General features: G+C 70.3%; 15 protein-coding genes. 8 read left to right on the top strand and 7 right to left on the bottom strand.

What is annotated here, in order from left to right:
* Positions 1-64: 64 nt before the first annotated feature.
* The 3 genes from ACN6M5_RS12640 (at position 65) to ACN6M5_RS12630 (ending at position 4,923) form a co-directional block, all read left to right on the top strand.
* On the top strand, positions 65-1,309 hold the full coding sequence (locus ACN6M5_RS12640; RefSeq protein ID WP_434950342.1) for an ABC transporter substrate-binding protein: 1,245 nt from the start codon (positions 65-67) through the stop codon (positions 1,307-1,309).
* A gap of 123 nt (positions 1,310-1,432) precedes the next feature.
* The gene (locus ACN6M5_RS12635) at positions 1,433-2,593 is read left to right on the top strand and encodes a glycoside hydrolase family 15 protein (RefSeq protein ID WP_434950339.1); all 1,161 of its coding nucleotides are present in this window, start codon (positions 1,433-1,435) and stop codon (positions 2,591-2,593) included.
* Positions 2,590-4,923, top strand: coding sequence for a glycoside hydrolase family 31 protein (locus ACN6M5_RS12630; RefSeq protein ID WP_434950336.1), 2,334 nt, complete (start codon positions 2,590-2,592; stop codon positions 4,921-4,923). Before ACN6M5_RS12635 ends, ACN6M5_RS12630 begins: the two co-directional genes overlap by 4 nt.
* Here ACN6M5_RS12630 and ACN6M5_RS12625 read toward each other — a convergent pair.
* Positions 4,907-5,371 (bottom strand): Lrp/AsnC family transcriptional regulator, encoded by a 465-nt coding sequence (locus ACN6M5_RS12625; RefSeq protein WP_434950333.1) that lies wholly within the window; start codon positions 5,369-5,371, stop codon positions 4,907-4,909. The two genes, ACN6M5_RS12630 and ACN6M5_RS12625, sit on opposite strands and share 17 nt — an antisense overlap.
* 96 nt (positions 5,372-5,467) lie before the next feature.
* On the opposite strand from ACN6M5_RS12625, the gene ACN6M5_RS12620 reads away from it, so the two are divergent.
* A complete protein-coding gene (locus ACN6M5_RS12620) occupies positions 5,468-5,935 on the top strand; it encodes a PTH2-like family protein (RefSeq protein ID WP_434950330.1) in 468 nt (155 codons plus the stop codon).
* A gap of 126 nt (positions 5,936-6,061) precedes the next feature.
* On the top strand, positions 6,062-8,317 hold the full coding sequence (locus ACN6M5_RS12615) for a fibronectin type III domain-containing protein (protein WP_434950327.1): 2,256 nt from the start codon (positions 6,062-6,064) through the stop codon (positions 8,315-8,317).
* A 60-nt stretch (positions 8,318-8,377) separates the two neighbouring features.
* Here ACN6M5_RS12615 and ACN6M5_RS12610 read toward each other — a convergent pair whose 3' ends face one another.
* Complete coding sequence (locus ACN6M5_RS12610) at positions 8,378-8,887, bottom strand: MarR family winged helix-turn-helix transcriptional regulator (protein WP_168690575.1); 510 nt, start codon at positions 8,885-8,887, stop codon at positions 8,378-8,380.
* A 92-nt stretch (positions 8,888-8,979) separates the two neighbouring features.
* Between ACN6M5_RS12610 and ACN6M5_RS12605 the strand changes: the two genes are divergently transcribed.
* A complete protein-coding gene (locus ACN6M5_RS12605) occupies positions 8,980-9,549 on the top strand; it encodes an NADPH-dependent F420 reductase (RefSeq protein WP_168690574.1) in 570 nt (189 codons plus the stop codon).
* A 60-nt stretch (positions 9,550-9,609) separates the two neighbouring features.
* Here ACN6M5_RS12605 and ACN6M5_RS12600 read toward each other — a convergent pair whose 3' ends face one another.
* Positions 9,610-10,308 carry an ABC transporter ATP-binding protein gene (locus tag ACN6M5_RS12600; RefSeq protein ID WP_434950322.1) on the bottom strand — a complete coding sequence of 233 codons (699 nt, stop codon included), beginning with the start codon at positions 10,306-10,308 and terminating at the stop codon, positions 9,610-9,612.
* A complete protein-coding gene (locus ACN6M5_RS12595; protein WP_434950319.1) occupies positions 10,305-11,414 on the bottom strand; it encodes an ABC transporter permease in 1,110 nt (369 codons plus the stop codon). The genes ACN6M5_RS12600 and ACN6M5_RS12595 overlap by 4 nt, the downstream gene beginning before the upstream one ends.
* A 149-nt stretch (positions 11,415-11,563) precedes the next feature.
* On the opposite strand from ACN6M5_RS12595, the gene ACN6M5_RS12590 reads away from it, so the two are divergent.
* Both ACN6M5_RS12590 and ACN6M5_RS12585 read left to right on the top strand, forming a co-directional pair.
* A complete protein-coding gene (locus ACN6M5_RS12590; RefSeq protein ID WP_434950316.1) occupies positions 11,564-12,751 on the top strand; it encodes a sensor histidine kinase in 1,188 nt (395 codons plus the stop codon).
* The gene (locus ACN6M5_RS12585; RefSeq protein ID WP_434950313.1) at positions 12,748-13,368 is read left to right on the top strand and encodes a response regulator; all 621 of its coding nucleotides are present in this window, start codon (positions 12,748-12,750) and stop codon (positions 13,366-13,368) included. Before ACN6M5_RS12590 ends, ACN6M5_RS12585 begins: the two co-directional genes overlap by 4 nt.
* A 53-nt stretch (positions 13,369-13,421) precedes the next feature.
* Here ACN6M5_RS12585 and ACN6M5_RS12580 read toward each other — a convergent pair whose 3' ends face one another.
* The 3 genes from ACN6M5_RS12580 to ACN6M5_RS12570 all read right to left on the bottom strand — a co-directional run bounded on the left by ACN6M5_RS12580 (position 13,422) and on the right by ACN6M5_RS12570 (position 17,312).
* Positions 13,422-15,839, bottom strand: a complete 2,418-nt coding sequence (locus tag ACN6M5_RS12580) for a hypothetical protein (protein WP_434950311.1) — start codon at positions 15,837-15,839, stop codon at positions 13,422-13,424.
* A 361-nt stretch (positions 15,840-16,200) separates the two neighbouring features.
* Complete coding sequence (locus ACN6M5_RS12575; protein ID WP_434950308.1) at positions 16,201-16,707, bottom strand: hypothetical protein; 507 nt, start codon at positions 16,705-16,707, stop codon at positions 16,201-16,203.
* Positions 16,704-17,312 (bottom strand): RNA polymerase sigma factor, encoded by a 609-nt coding sequence (locus ACN6M5_RS12570; RefSeq protein WP_085368326.1) that lies wholly within the window; start codon positions 17,310-17,312, stop codon positions 16,704-16,706. Before ACN6M5_RS12570 ends, ACN6M5_RS12575 begins: the two co-directional genes overlap by 4 nt.
* Between the last annotated feature and the right edge of the window lie 82 nt (positions 17,313-17,394).

The following is a 17,394-nucleotide window of genomic DNA, read 5'->3' as shown; positions in this document are numbered from 1 at the left end:
CCATCACCTCCATCACCACAGCAGCAGCATCCGCACCATCCGTATCAAAGGAGATAGCAAACACATGAACAAGAAACTCGCCGCGACCGCAGCACTCGCGGTCGCCGCCCTCGCCACCGTCGGGATGAGTGGATGCAGCGCATCCGGCTCCGACGGAGGGAAGACGACCATCACATACTCGAACTTCATCTCCAACGGCGGCAACGAGAAGAACCTCGCCACCATCGTGAGCGCGTTCGAGAAGGCCAACCCGGACATCACCGTCAAGGTGTCGACCACCGACTACGCCAACTACTTCACCAAGCTGCAGACCGACCTCTCGGCCGGCACGCAGTCCGACGTGTTCGACGTTGACCTCGGCAGCTATGGCAACCTGCAGGCGGACGGCGTGCTCGCCCCGCTCGACGGTGTGGATGCGAAGGCGTACCGCACCTCCGTGCTCGACACGTACAAGACCGACGGCAAGCAGTACGGCCTGCCCACCTCGTTCTCCAACGTGGTGCTCTTCTACAACAAGGACCTCTTCGACAAGGCGGGCGTGAAGTACCCGACGGACTCGTGGACCTGGGCGGACGAGGAGGCGGCGGCCAAGAAGCTGACCGACAAGGCGGCGGGCGTCTGGGGCGACTACCAGCCGATCACGTACAACGAGTACTACAAGACCGTGCAGCAGGCGGGCGGCTCGTTCCTGACCAAGGACGGCAAGAAGTCGGCATTCGACTCCGACGCCGGCACGAAGGCCGCGGACTGGCTGGCCGGCAAGAGCGGCGTGACCATGCCGTCCGCCGCCGACGGAGCAGGCACCCCGGACTTCGACTCCAACCTGTTCAAGGACGGCAAGCTCGCGATGTGGCACACCGGCATCTGGATGTTCAGCACCCTCGGGAAGCTGCCGTTCGGCTGGGACGTCGCGGTCGAGCCCGGTGACACCCAGAAGGCCAGCGCCACGTTCTCCAACGCTGTCGCCGTCTCCAACGACTCCAAGCACAAGGACGCAGCGCAGAAGTTCGCGACGTACCTGTCCAGCTCGAAGACGATGGTGGATGTGCGACTCAAGGCGGGCTGGGAGCTCCCGGCCATCTCGGACGAGTCCCTGCTGAAGCCGTACCTCACCGCCGGGACCCCGGAGAACCGCAAGGCCGTGTTCGACTCGCTCGAGCACATCGCCACCGCACCGAACCTGGGCTCCAACTCGCAGAAGATCCAGGACGACGTGACCAACGCGCTCGGCGAGATCGCGGCGGGCAGGTCGAAGACCGCCGACACCATCCCGGTGACGGCGAAGCAGGTCGACGCGCTGCTCAAGTAGCAGCGCACCGCCAGAGCGGCCCGGCCGGGCACCCCCCATCCCGGCCGGGCCGCCCATCGCGGAACCACCGACCACGAGCTCCGACCACGAACACCGAGTCACGGACACACCAGAAAGGCCGTCGTGCCCACCACCTTCACCCCGCAGACCGCGCTCGCCGGGATCACGGACCTCGCCGGCTCCGGCCACCGCCTGATCGCGGCGCTGCAGACGCCGGAAGGCGCATACCCGGCGAGTCCCACGTTCTCCGCATACGCCGGATACTGCTGGTTCCGCGACGGGTCGTTCATCGCGGACGGCGTCTCCTCCTACGGCGACGAAGTATCGGCGACGGCCTTCTTCGACTGGTGCGCGCGGGTGCTCACGGCGCGGGCGGACCACATCCACTGGATCGTCGACGAGACCAGGGCGGGACGACCGCCGGCCGGGGAGCACATGCTTCCCGCGCGGTTCACGTACGACGGCCAGGACGGTACGGACGAGTGGTGGGACTTCCAGCTCGACGGCTACGGCACTTGGCTGTGGGCGCTCGTCGCCCACGCCGAGCGGCACGGCGTCGACCTGTCCGGCTGGCGCGAAGCGGCCGAGCTGACGGTCGACTACCTCACCAGCTCCTGGGACCGCCCGTGCTACGACTGGTGGGAGGAGCACAGCGAGTCCGTGCACGTCTCCACGCTGGCCTGCGTCTCGGCCGGGCTGGACGCCGCGGTGCGCGCCGGCCTGGTGAGCGGCACGCGCGCCGAGGAGGCGACGGCCGCATCCGGGGCCATCGTCGAGGTCGTCGCTGAGCGGGGCGTGCGCGACGGCCACCTGACCAAATGGCTCGGCGTCGCCACCGTCGACGGCAGCCTTGCAGCAGCCATCGCCCCGCTCGGGATGCTGGATGCGCGCTCGGCGCTCGCCGCGGGAACCATCGACGCCCTGGAGCGGCAGCTCACGGTCGACGGCGGCGTGCACCGCTACCTCGGGGACACCTTCTACGGCGGAGGCCGCTGGCCCATCCTCAGCTGCTTCCTCGGCCTGGCGCACGCCGCGGCGGGCGAGCGGGAGCGCGCGACGGAACTGCTCGCCTGGGCGGCATCCACGGCCACCGCCGACCTCGACCTCCCCGAGCAGGTCGACGGCCACCTGATCGCCCCCGGCATGCGCCAGGAGTGGCTCGACCGCTGGGGCGCCGTCGCCACCCCGCTGCTGTGGAGCCACGCCATGCTCATCCGTCTCGCCGTCGAACTCGACCCGACTCTCACCTCGCTCACATCGCTCCCGGAAGGACCCACCCGATGATCCGCCACCGCCCGTCCGGCTCCGGCCACCCGTACTCGATCGACACCGAGCAGCGCTCGCCGGTCATCCCCGAGGCCGGCTCGACCGCCGTGCTCGGCGTGCGCGCCAGCGGGACAGTGGATGCGGTCTCGGTCGAATTCGTCTGGCGGCCGGATGCGGGCGTGGATGCGGATGCTGGCTCGCCCGACTCGCTCGTATTCCCGCTCGCCCGCGTCGCCAGCTCCTCCCGCGGACGCACCGAGGACGGCGGCCACCTCGCCTCGGCCCAGGCCCGGCTCGCCCGCGCGGTCGGCGGCTGGCAGGTCGAGACCCCGCAGCTCCGGTTCGGCGGCGCATACCGCTACCGCTTCACGGCCACGCACACCGACGGCCGCACCGAGCGCACGCGCTGGTTCTCGTTCCGCGCGGCGCAGTGGCAGCCGGTGGATGCGGGGGCGGTGGCCGCCGCGACCGGCGCATCCGGTGCACCCGGCGCATCCCGCATCGTCCCCGGCTCGGTCTCCGTGCTGCACGACGGCGAGCGGGCGACGCGCATCCGGTTCGCGCTCCCGCTGGCCGACGGCGAGCACGTCACCGGTTTCGGCGAGCGCTACGACGCGCTCGACCACCGCGGCGCAGAGCTTGACTCCGTGGTGTTCGAGCAGTACAAGAACCAGGGCGCGGAGCGGAAGACCTACCTGCCCATGCCGTTCGCGCACATCGTCGGCGGCGATGGATGGGGTTTCCACGTCCGCACGTCCCGTCGCGTCTGGTTCGACGTCGGCGCATCCACCCCCTCCGAGCTGCGGGTGGAGGCCGAGCTCGACGCCCCGGTCGACGCATCCGGTCCCTCCGGCGACCTGCTCACCGTCGCCTTCTTCGACGGATCGCCGACCGACGTGTTGCGCGGCTTCCTCGCCGAGGCCGGCACCCCGGCCGAACTGCCCGACTGGGTGTTCCGGCTGTGGGCGAGCGGCAACGAGTGGAACACGCAGGCCGAGGTCATGCGCCAGGCCGACCTGCACCGGGAGCACGACATCCCCGTCGGCTCCGTGGTGGTCGAGGCGTGGAGCGACGAGAGCACGTTCACGGCGTTCCGGGATGCGCGCGCCGCCGTCACCGAGGACGGCGCGCCGCACCGCCTCGCCGACTTCGAGTTCCCCGAGGACGGCGCGTGGCCGGACCCGAAGGGCATGACGGACGAACTGCACGCCAGGGACATCCGGCTGCACCTGTGGCAGATCCCGCTCATCAAGATGCGCCCGCACCCCCGCGACCAGGTCGCCGCGGACGCCGCAGCGGCGATCAGGGAGAACGTGCTCATCCGGGAGGAGGCGCCGGACGGCAGCCTGCGTCCGTACCGCAACCGCGGCTGGTGGTTCCCGCTCGGCCTGATGCCCGACCTCACCGACGAGCGCGCAGCGCGCTGGTGGACGGAGAAGCGCCGCTACCTCGTGGAGGAGGTCGGCATCGACGGCTTCAAGACGGACGGCGGAGAGCACGCCTGGGGCAGCGACCTCGTCTACCTCGACGGCAGGCGCGGCGACGAGAAGAACAACACCTTCCCCGTCGCGTACGCCGCGGCGTACGGCGACCTGCTCCGCTCGGCGGGCAAGGCGCCCGTGACGTTCAGCCGCGCGGGCTTCACCGGCTCGCAGGCGCACGGCGCGTTCTGGGCGGGCGACGAGAACTCGACGTGGGAGGCGTTCCGCTGGTCGATGCTCGCCGGACTCTCCGCCGCCGCGAGCGGCATCGTCTACTGGGGCTGGGACCTGGCCGGCTTCTCCGGCGACGTGCCCTCCTCCGAGCTGTTCCTCCGCTCGGTCGCCGCGGCGACGTTCGTGCCGATCATGCAGTACCACTCCGAGTTCAACCACCACCGCACGCCGTCGCGCGACCGCACGCCGTGGAACATCCAGGAGCGTTCGGGCGACGACCGGGTCATCCCGGTGTTCCGCCGGTACGCGAAGCTGCGCGAACGTCTCGTGCCATACCTGGCGGAGCAGGCGGCGATCACGGTCGCGACCGCCCGCCCGCTGATGCGCCCGCTCTACTTCGACCACCCGGCCGACCCAGCCGTCTGGTCGACGGAGCCGCAGTGGATGCTCGGAGACGACCTCCTCGTCGCCCCCGTGCTGTCCGAGGGCGCGACCAGCTGGCCGGTCTACCTCCCTGACGGTTCGTGGGTGGACGCCTGGACGGGCGAGCGGTTCGCGGGAGGCACGACTGTCACGGTGGACACCCCGCTCGACGCGATCCCGGTGTTCGTGCGCTCGGAGGCCGCCGAGCGCATGCTGCCGGTGTTCGCCGCCGCCGGCGCTGCGAGCTTAGCCGTCAGTCCGCCGGCGTGATGCGGTGGTTCTGGATGTGCTCGTAGACGACGGAGGTGCGCACGTCGGCGACCTCACGCCGCTGGGTGAGGCGGTCGATGACGAAGCCATAGAGGGAGTCGTTGTCGCGCACGGCCACGTGGATGATGAAGTCTTCATTGCCGGTCGTGACGAAGAGCCCGATCGTCTCCGGCAGTGAGCTCACCCAGTCGCGGAAGCCTTCGATCACTGCACGGGAGGGCGGCCGGATCCGCACGGCGATGAGCGCCTGGACCGGCCGCCCGATCCGGCTGAGTTCGACGTCGAGCACCGCCCGCTTGATGATCCCGCGCTCCCGCAGCGCCCTGGTGCGCTCGAGGGCGGTGCTCGGCGAGACGCCCACTGCGGCGGCGATGTCGCGGTTGGTGCGCCGCGCATCCGTTTGGAGTTCGCGGAGGATCGCCTTATCAAGTTCGTCCACGATCGCCATCGTAGTAGCGACGCCGAACGATGTTCGGATTCTCAGCGCGAGAGCTGCGTCTTATGTAGCTTCGAGCGCAAGACACCGACTTTCTGCGAGGGATCAATGCCAACGACCGTAGGTTTCACCGATGAGGAGATCGACACCGCAGCGCCCACTCGGGCTGCGCGGCTGAAGTGGGTGATCGTGGTGAACGACTCGCTGCCGACCGGGCTGGCCGCGAACGCAGCGGTCTGCACCGCCGCCGCGACCGCTCCGCAGATCGCCGGGCTCCTCGGCGAGGACGCGGTCGATGCGTCAGGCGCCGTCCATCCCGGTCTCCCGTGGGCGGGCTGCAGCGTCCTGCAGGCGTCCGCTGCGGAGCTGTCCGCGATCCGCGGACGCGCCGCCGCGGCGAGCGACACCGTCTACCTCGCCGACATGCCGGCCGCCGCCCAGCTGACGCGCGTCTACGACGAGTACCGCCAGACACTGGCGGAGACCCGCTCGGAGGACGTGGAGTACTACGCGCTCAGTATCGTCGGACCGCGCAACAGGGTGGACAAGATCGTGGGGCGCATCCCGCTGCTGTGAACGGGTCGGTGCCGATACTGATTAATTCTCATTAACCACTTGTGCGGGTGAACCAGGCGGTCTAGCTTCGGGAGCGCCGGGCCTGCTGGGCGCGTGGATGCGCTCCGGCCTGCGGGAGAGGCTGAGATGAGAATCGCATCCGGAGCACTGTGCCTTGTCGTCGCTGCGACCGTGATCGGCGTCGCCGCTCCTCCTTCCGGTGCGGTCGCCGCATCCGTCAGTCCCGTCGTCGAGCTCAACTCGACGTACTGGCCGACCTCGCCGCTGAGCGGATCGCGCACGGGGGACACCACGACCACGACGCTCGCGGCCGGCGCGTCGCCGACCACCGGCATCACCATCACGAGCACGACGGGCGCGTCCGTCACCATCCAGCCGCCACTCGACGGCAGCGGGATCCGGGTGGGCCGCTACCCGTGGATCTCGTCCGCCGAGACGCACGCGAACGAGCCGCAGGTGTTCCTCGGGTCCGCCGGATACGCGGGTGATCTGGATGTGCTCGACCTCGGCAGCAACCCGGATGGCACCTTCTCGCGGTTCGACATCGTGCTCAGGGGCACCCTCGATGCCGGCGATCCTGGACTGTTCGGCGAGATCCGCTACGGCGAGCCCCAGGATGCGTCGACCATCCTCCCCGCGCGCACCATCGCGTGGCCGCGCACCCCGGTCGGTTCGGTGCCGATCGTGGCCGCCGAGAACATCCACAACGTCTCCGGCAGTGCGCAGGCCGTCGGGACGGCAGCGGTCGCCGGGGCCGCCGCGGGCGACTACAGGGTGTCGGCGGACGGCTGCAGCGGTCACACCCTGCAGCCCGGCGCGAGCTGCTCGCTCACGATCGGCTTCTCGCCGAAGGGGCCGGGGCCGCGCGTCGCGGCCCTGACGATCGGCGTCGGCGGTGTGACGCAGACGGTGTCGCTGTCCGGCGAGGCTCCCGTCGGCACCACGGCGCTCACCATCTCCGGGTCCGACTTCGTCGACGGGGGCACGTCGCACGTCTTCGCGAACGGCCCCACCGACATCGTCCAGGTGCACGGCGACCCGTACCGGTTCTTCACGCACACGCCGTACGCCCCGCTCGACCCGCAGGGAGCGACGGCCTGGTTCACCGGGCCGGGCAACGTGATCCCGACGGGAACGCACCCCACCGCCTCCCCGACGCAGACGAACTACGGCGAGACCGTGTACGCGTTCGGGCGCGGCTGCGGCGACTACCGCGGCTCGGAGAACGTCCACACCTTCTCGGTCGGCGCCGACGGCTCCGTCGGGCAGGCGGACGTCGACTTTACCCAGGCGTGCACGGACGACCTCGGCCACCCGATGACCGGGCACTTCCAGTGGCAGGTGCGCAGCGACAGCAGCGCGCCGTCCCCGGTGACGGGACTGAGTGCATCCGGGGGCGTCGTGCGTTGGACGGCGTCGGCGTCGACCGACGTCACCACCACGATCGCCCGGCTGGTCGAAGGCGACGGCACGGCGGCGCTTGCCACCAGCGGGATGCCGCTCGCGGCGGGGACGGCGACGTCCGCGACCCTTCCACCGCTCGCCTCCGGCGTGCGGTACACGGCCGTGGTGTTCCCGGTGGATGCGACGGGCAACGTCGGTGCACCGGCCGCCGTCGCCATCCCTGGCACCGCGTCGCCCACCGCGCCGGGGGCCCCGACGGGCGTCACGGCGGTCGCGGGAGACGGCTCGGCGACCGTGTCGTTCACCCCTCCGGCGAACGACGGAGGGTCGCCGATCACGGGCTACGCCATCATCGCCTCCCCGGGAGGGCAGCAGGCGACAGGCGCGTCGAGCCCGATCGTGGTGCGCTCGCTTCCCAACGGCGCCGCGGCCACCTTCACCGTGCAGGCGGTGAACCGGATCGGAGGAAGCGCGCCGTCCGCGCCGTCGAACGCGGTCACCCCGCACGCCGCGACGGTGCGCGAGCTGCTGCCCGACCCCGGCTTCGAGTCGGGCAACGGCGGCTGGGCGCCGTTCGTCGTCGGTGCGCTGACGCGCGTGACGACGCCGACGCACGGCGGAGGCCACGCCCTCCAGGTGGCGGCGACGGGTGCGAAGCCGACCCTCGTGGGGCTCACCCAGAACACGGCGGTCAGCCAGAGCGTCGCTGGGAAGGTGTACACCGCATCCTGTTGGGTGCGGCCGACCGCGCCCGGCCTGTCGGTGCGCATGGAGATCCTGGAGTACACGCAGAACTTCTCCAGCGACATCCACTCGACGCTGACCACGGTGGCTTCGCTGTCGCCGTCCGCCTGGACGAAGGTGTCCGTGTCGTTCGCCGCGGCGAAGTCGGGCGAGCGGATGATCCCGCAGATCTACTCGACGAACGAGACCACGGCCACCGGCAGCATCGTCTACGACGACTGCTCGCTGACCTGACCCGCGCGGCCGCTCGCGAGATGCCAGTAACTGTGGCGCATCCCGGGCGTTTCGCGACAGTTACTGGTGTTTCGCGGCCTCGACGATGCTCGCGCAGGAGTCGCTCGGGCGGCGGGAGGGGTCGATCGCGGTCACCAAGGTGGTCGAGATCGCGGCCAGCTGCTCGACCTGGTCGGCCGTCAGTGCGCCGAGCAGCGTCGAGCGGACGGTGTCGAGGTGGCCGGGGGACGCATCCCGCACGAAGTCCTCGCCGGCGGGCGTGAGGACCGCGTTCGTCGCGCGACCGTCCTCCTCGCACGGCTGGCGCCGGATCAGCCCGCGCGCTTCGAGGCGGCTGGCGACGTGGCTCAACCGCGACATGGATGCGTTGGTCGCCGTCGCGAGCGCGCTCAACCGCATCCGGTGGTTGGGTGCCTCGGCCAGCCGGGAGAGCACGAAGAACTCGTAGTGCGTCGCGGCGGAGTCCCGGCTGAGCTGGGTGTCGAGCGCACCGGGGAGGAGCTGGACGAGCGCGAGGAGGCCGAGCCACGCGTCTTTCTCGCGTCCCTCGAGTGCCTCGGCGTCTGTCATGACCACCACTCTAGCAAATTAGTTGACACTTCAACTAAATCCGAGTAATAGTTGAAGCATCAACTAAATCGGCTTCGGCCGGAAGGAGCATCATGACCTCGGTGAGCATCATCGGAAACGGCAACATGGCCAAGGCGATCGGCGGCGTCGTCGCCGACGGCGGAAGCACGGTCGAGTACCTCGGCCGCACCGGCAGTGCAGTGAACGGCGACATCGTCGTCCTCGCCGTGCCGTATCCGGAGGTCGACAACGTGATCGCCCAGTACGGCGACGCCCTCGCAGGCAAGACGGTCGTCGACATCACCAACCCGCTCGACTTCGCCACCTTCGACGGCCTCGTGGTCCCCGCCGACGGCTCGGCCGCCGCGGTCATCGCCGCCAAGCTGCCCGGCTCGAAGGTCGTCAAGGCGTTCAACACGACGTTCGCCGCCACCCTCGCGAGCAAGAAGGTCGGCGACGTGCAGACCACCGTCCTCATCGCGGGAGACGACGACGCGGCCAAGGCCGAGCTCGCCGCCGCCATCACCGCCGGAGGCGTGAAGGCCGTCGACGCCGGCTCGCTCAAGCGCGCCCGCGAGCTCGAAGCCCTCGGCTTCCTGCAGCTGACGCTCGCCGTCGGCGAGCAGATCGCCTGGACGGGCGGCTTCGCCCTGCAGGCGTAACCGCCGCTCCGCGCCGCGAGACACCAGCAACTGCGCCGCATCCCGGGCGTTTCGCGACAGTTACTGGTGTTTCGCGGCCGCCGCGTCGACCACGCGGCCGTCGACCACGGTGACCAGCTCGTCCAGCTCCCCGCTGTGCCCCAGGTCGTGCGTGACCAGCAGGGTCGCCGTGTCCCGTTCGCGGCTGAGGCGCCCGATGAGGTCCATGATCGCCGCGCCGCGCTCCTGGTCGAGCGCGCTGGTCGGCTCGTCCACGAGCAGCACCCGCGGCTCCCGCACGAGCGCCCGCGCGATCGCGACCCGCTGCCGCTGGCCGCCGGACAGCTGAGCGGGGCGCCGGTCGGCCTGGCCGGACAGCCCCACCGCGTCGAGCAGGTCGTCCACCCGCGCCCGCACCGCACGCTGCAGCCCGCGCGACGGCCGGTCGCCGAGCTCGCCCATCACCTGCAGCTGTTCGCGGGCGGTGAGCGACGGCAGCAGGTTCGACTGCTGGAACACGATGCCGATGCGTGAGCGACGCAGCGCCGTCGCCTCCGTGCGCGACAGCCCGGCCGCATCCACCCCGTCGATCAGCACGCGACCGGAGTCCGGCCGGATGAGCGTGCCGGCGATGGCCAGGATGCTCGACTTGCCGGAGCCCGACGGGCCGGTGATCCCGGTGACGCGGCCGGCGCGGCCGTGCAGGGTGACCGCATCAACTGCCGTCACGCGGGATGCGCCGTCCGGGAAGGTGAGGGTGACGTTGTCGAGGGTGATCATCTGTTGCTCCCGAGTGCGGTGAGGGGATCCGCCGAGGTGACGGTCCGGAGGGCGACGGCCGCGCCGGCGAGACCGAGAACGGCCATCGCCCCGGCGGGCACGAGGGTGGTGAGCGGGCTGATCAGGAACGGCAGCGCCCCGCCGGCGATGGCGCCGAGCCCGACGACGGCGGCGAGTCCGATGCCGATCCCCGCCACGAGCACGACCAGCGCCTGCCCGAGCGCGTCGCGCACCAGGGAGCCGGTCGTCGCGCCGAGGGCCTTGAGCACGGCGATGTCGCCGGAGCGCTGCATCGTCCACACGGTGAAGAACGCGCCGACCACCAGGGCCGAGATGCCGAACAGCATCACCACCATGAGCGCCAGCGAGCCGATCTCCGACCTGAAGGTCTCCAGCGCGGTCAGGCTGGCGAGCGGCGCGAGCGCGACCGTCCCCGTCGAGCGGCCCACCGCATCCCAGTCGGGGTCGCCGGTCACCGCCAGGACCGTGGATGCGCCGCTCCCGCCCATCCGCTTCTCCGCCTCGGCCGCCGCGCTGCTCGTCAGTGCGACCACCGGGGTGTGGCTGTACCAGAGGTCGCCGCCGATCGACGCGACCCGGTATGCGGCCCCCGCGATGCTCACCCGATCGCCCACGCGGGCGGACAGGTCGGCGGCGGCGCCGGTCGACAGGCCGACCTCGTCGTCGTTCGCGGGGACCAGGCTGCGCAGTGCCGATTTCGGCTGCGCTGAGTCGGCGGGCATCCCGAACAGCGCCACCCCGGCGGTGGTCCCGCCGACGCCGGTCGTCCCGCCGGTCCCGCCCGCCGTCGCCCGTCCCTGCACGATGCTCACCGGCAGCGCCTCCCGCACCCCCGGCGCGCTCCGCCACGCCTCCACCGTCCGCTCTGACAGTTCGGATTCGGAGAAGCCCGCCGTCTTCCCGTCCGTCTGCTGCAGCACCAGCCTGTTTCCCGGCAGGTCGAGCACCGCGGACACGTTCTGGAACGCCAGCCCGCCGGTCAGTCCGGCCAGGAACCCGACGAGGACGGTGATGAGCGCGACGACGGCGCCGATCAGGATGAAGCGGCCTCTGGCGAACCGCAGGTCGCGCCATGCGACGAACACGGGGACTCCTTTCCGGCCGGGAGCGTCGTCCCGGCACGTCTTCCAGCCTCGTTTCCGCGCGCATCCCGGTCATCGCCAAGCCTGTGGATGCTGTGCTCGAACTTTCGATGGATGCCCCGGCGGCGCCGAGTCCTTACGCTGGAAGCGTCATGCCGCACAACACCCTCACCCCCGTCTTCGTCGGGCTGCGCACGGGCCTCCACCTGCTCGTCGTCGGCCTGCTCGTGCTCGTGCTGGTGCGGGTGTTCCTGGTGGGCGGCCCGTCGCTCGGTCCGTCGCTGGCGCTCACGGCGGCGTTCGCCGTCGTCTACGCACTGGTCGCGTTCATGCGGTTCGTGCCGGAGCGACGCAGGAAGGCGGCTGCCGCTCTCTGGATCGTGGGGCTGTCTGTCATCTGGATCGGCCTGATCGTGCTGGTGCCGGAGGCGGCGTACCTCGTGTTCCCGATGTTCTTCCTCTACCTTCACGTGCTCCCCGGCCTTCTCGGCCCGGCAGCCGTGGTCGCCGCGACCGGCGTCGCCATCGTCGCGCTCGGGATGCACGGCGGCTTCACCGTCGGAGGCGTGATCGGCCCGGTGGTCGGTGCCGCCGTCGCCCTGCTGATCGGCCTGGGCTACCGCGCACTCGCCCGCGAGGCCGCCGAGCGCGAGGCGCTGCTCGCCGAACTCGTCGCGACCAGGGACCGCCTGGCCGAGAGTGAACGAGAGCAGGGGATGCTCGCCGAGCGTTCCCGCCTCGCCCGCGAGATCCACGACACGGTCGCGCAGGGCTTGTCGAGCATCCAGTTGCTGCTGCACGCCGCCGAGCGCGCAGACGGGGACCGGCCCGGCGCCGAGCACGTCCGGCTCGCGCGGGAGACGGCGGCGGAAGGGCTCGCGGACACGCGCAGGTTCATCAGGGAACTGGCGTCGCCGCTGCTCGACGACGGGCTCGCGCAAGCACTCGCCCGCCTCGGCGAACAGCAGCCGGGCACCGACGGCGACCTGCGCATCGAGGTCGAGACGTCGCAGACGGGACACCTCCCGATGACCGTGCAGACCGCCCTGCTGCGCATCGCTCAAGGTGCACTCGCGAACGTGCGCCAGCACGCGCACGCCACGGTCGCCAGGGTCGTGCTCGACGCGACGGAAACCGAGGTGACCCTCACGGTCTCGGACGACGGCGACGGTTTCAGCTTCGCCCCGGAACTGGTGGGCGCCCGCGCGGCCGGTTCCGACTCGTTCGGGCTGCGCGCCATCGCCGAACGGGTCGAGCAGCTGGGCGGCGACCTCCTCGTCGACAGCGCGCCCGGCCGAGGCACCACGCTGACCGTGACGTTCCCGGTGGATGCGCGATGATCCGCATCGTGATCGCCGACGACCATCCCGTCGTGCGCGCCGGGATCCGGGCGCTGCTGGAAGGCGAGGACGACCTGCAGGTGATCGGCGAGGCCGCCACCCCCGACGAGGCCGTCGCCCTCGCAGAGTCGACGGCCCCCGAGCTGGTGCTCATGGACCTGCAGTTCGCCGACGGCCAGAGCGGAGCGGACGCGACCAGGCGTATCCGGGCCCTGGATGCGCCGCCGTACGTGCTGGTGCTCACGAACTACGACACCGACGGCGACATCCTGGGCGCCGTGGAGGCCGGCGCAAGCGGCTACCTGTTGAAAGACGCGCCCCCCGGCGACCTGATCGCGGCGATCCGCAGCGCGGCGGCCGGCGAGAGCGCGCTCGCCCCCGCCATCGCCGGCCGCCTGATGGAACGACTCCGCTCACCCAGCGTGAGCCTCTCCGCCCGCGAGATTGAGGTGCTGCAACTCGTCGCCGACGGCGCATCCAACGCTGAGATCGCCCGCCGTCTCTACGTCACCGACGCCACGGTGAAATCGCACCTGGTGCACGTGTTCTCGAAACTCGGCGTCGCGTCGCGCACGGCCGCCGTGTCGACGGCGCGCTCGCTCGGGGTGCTGCGCTGAGCGGGGCGGTGGCGGGCTAGGCACGGCACAACCGCGCCAGTTCACGCGGCGTGCTACTTCCCGACGGTGTACGTGAACCGGACTGCATCGGAGACGGGGACGCCACCGACGCTCTGCTGCAGGAACGAGATGTAGTCGCCGACGCCGAGGTCGAGCTCGGAGGTGCACGCCCACGAACCCGTGGCGTCGGGGGCGGTTGGGCCGCAGATGAGTTTTCCGCTGTTGCCGAGGATCTCGACCGTCGTCGCCGGGTCGGCGGTTCCTCGGAACGTGAGGCGGTCGCGCTCGAGCCGTCCGCCCTCGGCCGGGTCGGTGACAGCCGCCCGGGTGACGACGGTGAACGCGAAGCCGGCAGGGGCCTCGCCAGGAGCGTTCTGGGTCACGGTGCCGAGGTAGCGACCGCGGGCGAGTGGGACGGTGGACACGCATGACCAGTCCCCGGCGGGAGCGCTCGTGGTCGCGCAGAGCACGCGGCCGGAGTTGCCCGCGACCGACACAGCGGTGCCGGGAGTGGCCGTGCCGCTGAAGGTCGGAGCGGTGGTGGAGGTGGTTCCCGGTCCGTCGGTGGGGACGTGCCCATCGTTCGCCGGGGAGGACAGGACCGTCGGCCGGGCGCTGACGAGGCGGTAGTCGATGCGCGTCGACGGGTCGGCCGCCTGTTTCAGGTACGAGACGTAGTCGCTGGCGGCCATGTCGAAGTCTGGGGAGCACGTCCAGGTTCCGTCGGTCCTGACGATGCCGCCGCAGATCTGCCTGCCGCTGTTGCCGGTGACGGTCACCGTGAGCCCCGGCTGTCCTGCGCCACTGAAGACCGGTCGGGGCGCCACGCCGAAGCTGGTCGTGGTCGGGCTGGTCACGGTCGCTGGCGTGTATGAGCCGACGTGGATGTTGACGTCGATGCCCACAGAGGTGAAGGTGCTGTCTGGGTTGGACTGGGTGGTGGTGAGAAGGAAGGTTCCCGTGCCGAGTCCGGCGGCCAGCCGGCAGGTCCAGGCGCCGTCGGGCGAGACGGCGACGGTGCATCCCGCGTCATCGATCCCGGCCACGGCCACCGTCACCTTCCAGCCGGGGTTGCCCGTTCCCGTGAGCACCACAGGTCCTGACTCCGCGGGCAGCACCTGACCGTTCACGGGCGAGGCGATCTGAAGCTTGGCGTGATCGAGGGCCGGGTGTGCAGCGATGAACTTCTGGTAGTCGGCATATGGGCGAGTGTCGTCCGTGGCGTAGCCGGCCGTTCCCGCGTCCCACCGTGTGAGCCCGTACTCACCGGAGGCCGTGGCGGAGGCCGGTTCGTCGGCGAGCGCGAACGCGGTCAGCCCGGCGATGTCGTACTGCTCGGCGTTCGTGTACAGGTCGTTCAGGATTCGGTGGAAGGAGCCGACCCTGTTCTGCGCGCTGGCAAACTCATATATCGTCTTCGTCGACAGGTCGGTGTAGTGGGTGTTCACGCCGAACTCGGTGATCAGCAACGGCACGCGGTACTTGTCCCGGAACGCGGCCGCTGGATTCTTCGACAAGGGGCCCGCCGACTGCTTCTGACTGATGTCGCGGGGGTTGTGGAACCCGAACGTGCCGGCGTTGGCGTCAGGGTCGGCGTCGGCGAGTGTGGTGTGGAACCCGTCGCGGTAGTACCAGTGCACGACCGTGTAGTCCCAGCGCACCGCCGGTTCGCTCGCCTGCCCGGTGGCAGGGTCGATGCCCTGCCAGAGCGCATCGGTGATGCCCCAGCGCATCCCCGTGGTGCCGACCGCGAACTTCGCGGCAGGGGCCACGGACCGGATTCCCTTCTGCAGCGCCAGAACGCTCACTCGCACCCGCGACACGCACGCCGCGTCGTAGTCGCCGGTGGCGAGGCCGGCGGGGCGGTCTTCCTCCAGAAGGCACTTGTCGTCGGGTTCGTTCCCGAGTTCGAAATACGGAGCCGTGTCTCCGAGGGTGCGCCCGAGGTGCTCGCCGAGGAGTTCGTAGTACTCCGCGCGCCATTCCAGATCGGCGGCCGCGCTCAACCCGTCGTTGACCGGGTAGCTGATCTGCACCAGCGGAGCCACCTGCACCGGCGACAGGTCGGCAGCGAACTTGGCCGCCGCGACCGCATCGTCGACCGCGTTCCTGTCGCTGTATGCCTGACAGTCGTTCTGGCTGCTCACAGGCAGAAGATCGCGACGGATGCCGGAACCTTCCACGGTCGGGCACACGATCGAGGAGCGCACCACGGACACCCCGAGATCCGTGATCACCCGCAGAGCCTTCACATAGCGAGGGTCGGGCGTTCCGGCGAGCCGGTGCAGACGCTCATTCGCGTTCACCCCGTAGAACGGAACCCGGCCCGACGTCGCGGAATCGGTCGCCGAGAGGGTGCTCACGGGTGCCGGGGCCGCTTCGGCCGCCGTGACGGGACTCGCCCCCGCAAGAAGGAGCGCCGCGGCGGCGAGAACAGCGGGAAGCGCGTACAGGCGGGACGGGATGTGCATGGCGGCGAATTGACCCTCTTCGTGAAATGTAATGTGTAGAGCCAGTATGCTTACATGTTCTCCGAAAAGGCTGAAAGGCTGCCCTACGGCCTAGAGCACAGAGACCGCCCTACCCCCTCTCCGCCAACACCCGCTCCAGCAGCGCCGTCATGTCGATCGGTTCGGTCGGTGGCAGCTCGATGGCGGCCGGGTCGATGTAGTGAGTGGACATGTGTTCTCCTCTATCTGTCTCCGGTGCCGCGCTGTGGGCATCCGGTCCGTTCCGTGTTGACGTCTGGTCGGATGGTGCCCGCCGCTGCCCACCCCCAGGCATGTGATGCGGCGGGCACCGTCCCTTTCCGCACGAACTGGTTCCCCGTGTTCATTCGTGCGGGCTTGCGAGGCCGAGTTGCGGGCAGAGCTCGCTCGCGGCCAGGTCGGAGGGGAAGACCGCCAGTCGCCCGTCGGGCAGCTGGCAGGTTTCCAGGTCGGGGACGGGGAACTCTTTCGTGTTCGTGGAGCCGCCGGGGGAGAAGGTGCCGATCCGCCAGGTCGCTGCGCACATCTCCTCGGCCAGGGAGATGCGCTCGCTGAGCGGTGTCGGCGTCGTCGCATCCTGGTCGCCCGGCCCGTAGAGGGAGGTTCCGTGGCGGGCGCCCAGATCGGCGGCGGCGTAGCAGTCTGCGGTGTAGTTGATCTGGCCCTGGGATGCTTCCGCGATGGCGATCGCTCCTGCCGTGGTGCCGAGGGCGATCGTTCCTGCGATGCCGAGGGCGACGATCCGGTGCTTGCGGGTGCGACGCCGTTCGGCGCGGGTGATCTCGGCGAACATCGACTGCTTGAGCTCGTCGAAGCGATCGTCGGTGGGCAGGAAAGTGGGGTTGGTCATGGCATCCCCCTGAGGGTTTCGAGTTCGCTTCTGAGGCGTCCGCGCAGTCGGGACAGCCTGTTGCGGACCGCGCCGGGGGTGATGCCGACCTGCGCGGCGGCCTCGTCGTAGCTGTGGCTGCCGCGGATGCACAGCTCGAACACCGTGCGGTCCGGCTCGGGAAGCGCGGCGACGACGCTTTCGACGTATGCGAGCAGTTGCTGCTGCTCGGCGAGCACATCCGGCCCAGGGCGCGGGTCCGGCACCGACCCGTCGACAGGGTCGTCTGTTCGTCGTTTCTGGTGGACGTGGAGGGAGCGTCGACGGTTGGCGATCAGGTTGCGGCTGGTCACGAGGAGCCAGGGCAGTGCAGACTCCCCGGCGAGTTCGATGGTGGCGCGTTTGCGCCAGAGCGTCACGAAGACGTCCTGGCTGACCTCTTCGACGTCTTCGCGGGCATCCAGTCGCGCGGCGGTGTACGCGTAGACCACACGGCTGTGCCGATCGTAGAGAGCGCTGAGCGCGGTCGTGCTACCGCCGGAGAGCGCGCGCAGGAGGGCCCGGTCCGTGGACTCGGACCGTCCCGTCGCGTCCCCCGCCGGCCTCACCTCGGCCAAATCGCTCATACCTAAGAAATGTGCCTCCACGCCGAATCCTCTCAACCGGACTCGGAACTGATTTCTTGTGCCACCGGCGAGCCAGAGACAG

It is taken from the genome of Leifsonia araucanica, from assembly GCF_051161895.1.
Taxonomy (GTDB): Bacteria; Actinomycetota; Actinomycetes; order Actinomycetales; family Microbacteriaceae; genus Leifsonia.
This window is presented reverse-complemented; position numbering and strand designations above follow the sequence as displayed.

Excerpts from the sequence above, each read along its gene's own strand:
- ACN6M5_RS12640 (WP_434950342.1), top strand. The coding sequence starts at position 65 with ATGAACAAGAAACTCGCCGCGACCGCAGCACTCGCGGTCGCCGCCCTC.
- ACN6M5_RS12630 (WP_434950336.1), top strand. The coding sequence starts at position 2,590 with ATGATCCGCCACCGCCCGTCCGGCTCCGGCCACCCGTACTCGATCGAC.
- ACN6M5_RS12625 (WP_434950333.1), bottom strand. The coding sequence starts at position 5,371 with ATGGCGATCGTGGACGAACTTGATAAGGCGATCCTCCGCGAACTCCAA.
- ACN6M5_RS12620 (WP_434950330.1), top strand. The coding sequence starts at position 5,468 with ATGCCAACGACCGTAGGTTTCACCGATGAGGAGATCGACACCGCAGCG.
- ACN6M5_RS12615 (WP_434950327.1), top strand. The coding sequence starts at position 6,062 with ATGAGAATCGCATCCGGAGCACTGTGCCTTGTCGTCGCTGCGACCGTG.
- ACN6M5_RS12610 (WP_168690575.1), bottom strand. The coding sequence starts at position 8,887 with ATGACAGACGCCGAGGCACTCGAGGGACGCGAGAAAGACGCGTGGCTC.
- ACN6M5_RS12605 (WP_168690574.1), top strand. The coding sequence starts at position 8,980 with ATGACCTCGGTGAGCATCATCGGAAACGGCAACATGGCCAAGGCGATC.
- ACN6M5_RS12600 (WP_434950322.1), bottom strand. The coding sequence starts at position 10,308 with ATGATCACCCTCGACAACGTCACCCTCACCTTCCCGGACGGCGCATCC.
- ACN6M5_RS12590 (WP_434950316.1), top strand. The coding sequence starts at position 11,564 with ATGCCGCACAACACCCTCACCCCCGTCTTCGTCGGGCTGCGCACGGGC.
- ACN6M5_RS12585 (WP_434950313.1), top strand. The coding sequence starts at position 12,748 with ATGATCCGCATCGTGATCGCCGACGACCATCCCGTCGTGCGCGCCGGG.
- ACN6M5_RS12580 (WP_434950311.1), bottom strand. The coding sequence starts at position 15,839 with ATGCACATCCCGTCCCGCCTGTACGCGCTTCCCGCTGTTCTCGCCGCC.
- ACN6M5_RS12575 (WP_434950308.1), bottom strand. The coding sequence starts at position 16,707 with ATGACCAACCCCACTTTCCTGCCCACCGACGATCGCTTCGACGAGCTC.
- ACN6M5_RS12570 (WP_085368326.1), bottom strand. The coding sequence starts at position 17,312 with ATGAGCGATTTGGCCGAGGTGAGGCCGGCGGGGGACGCGACGGGACGG.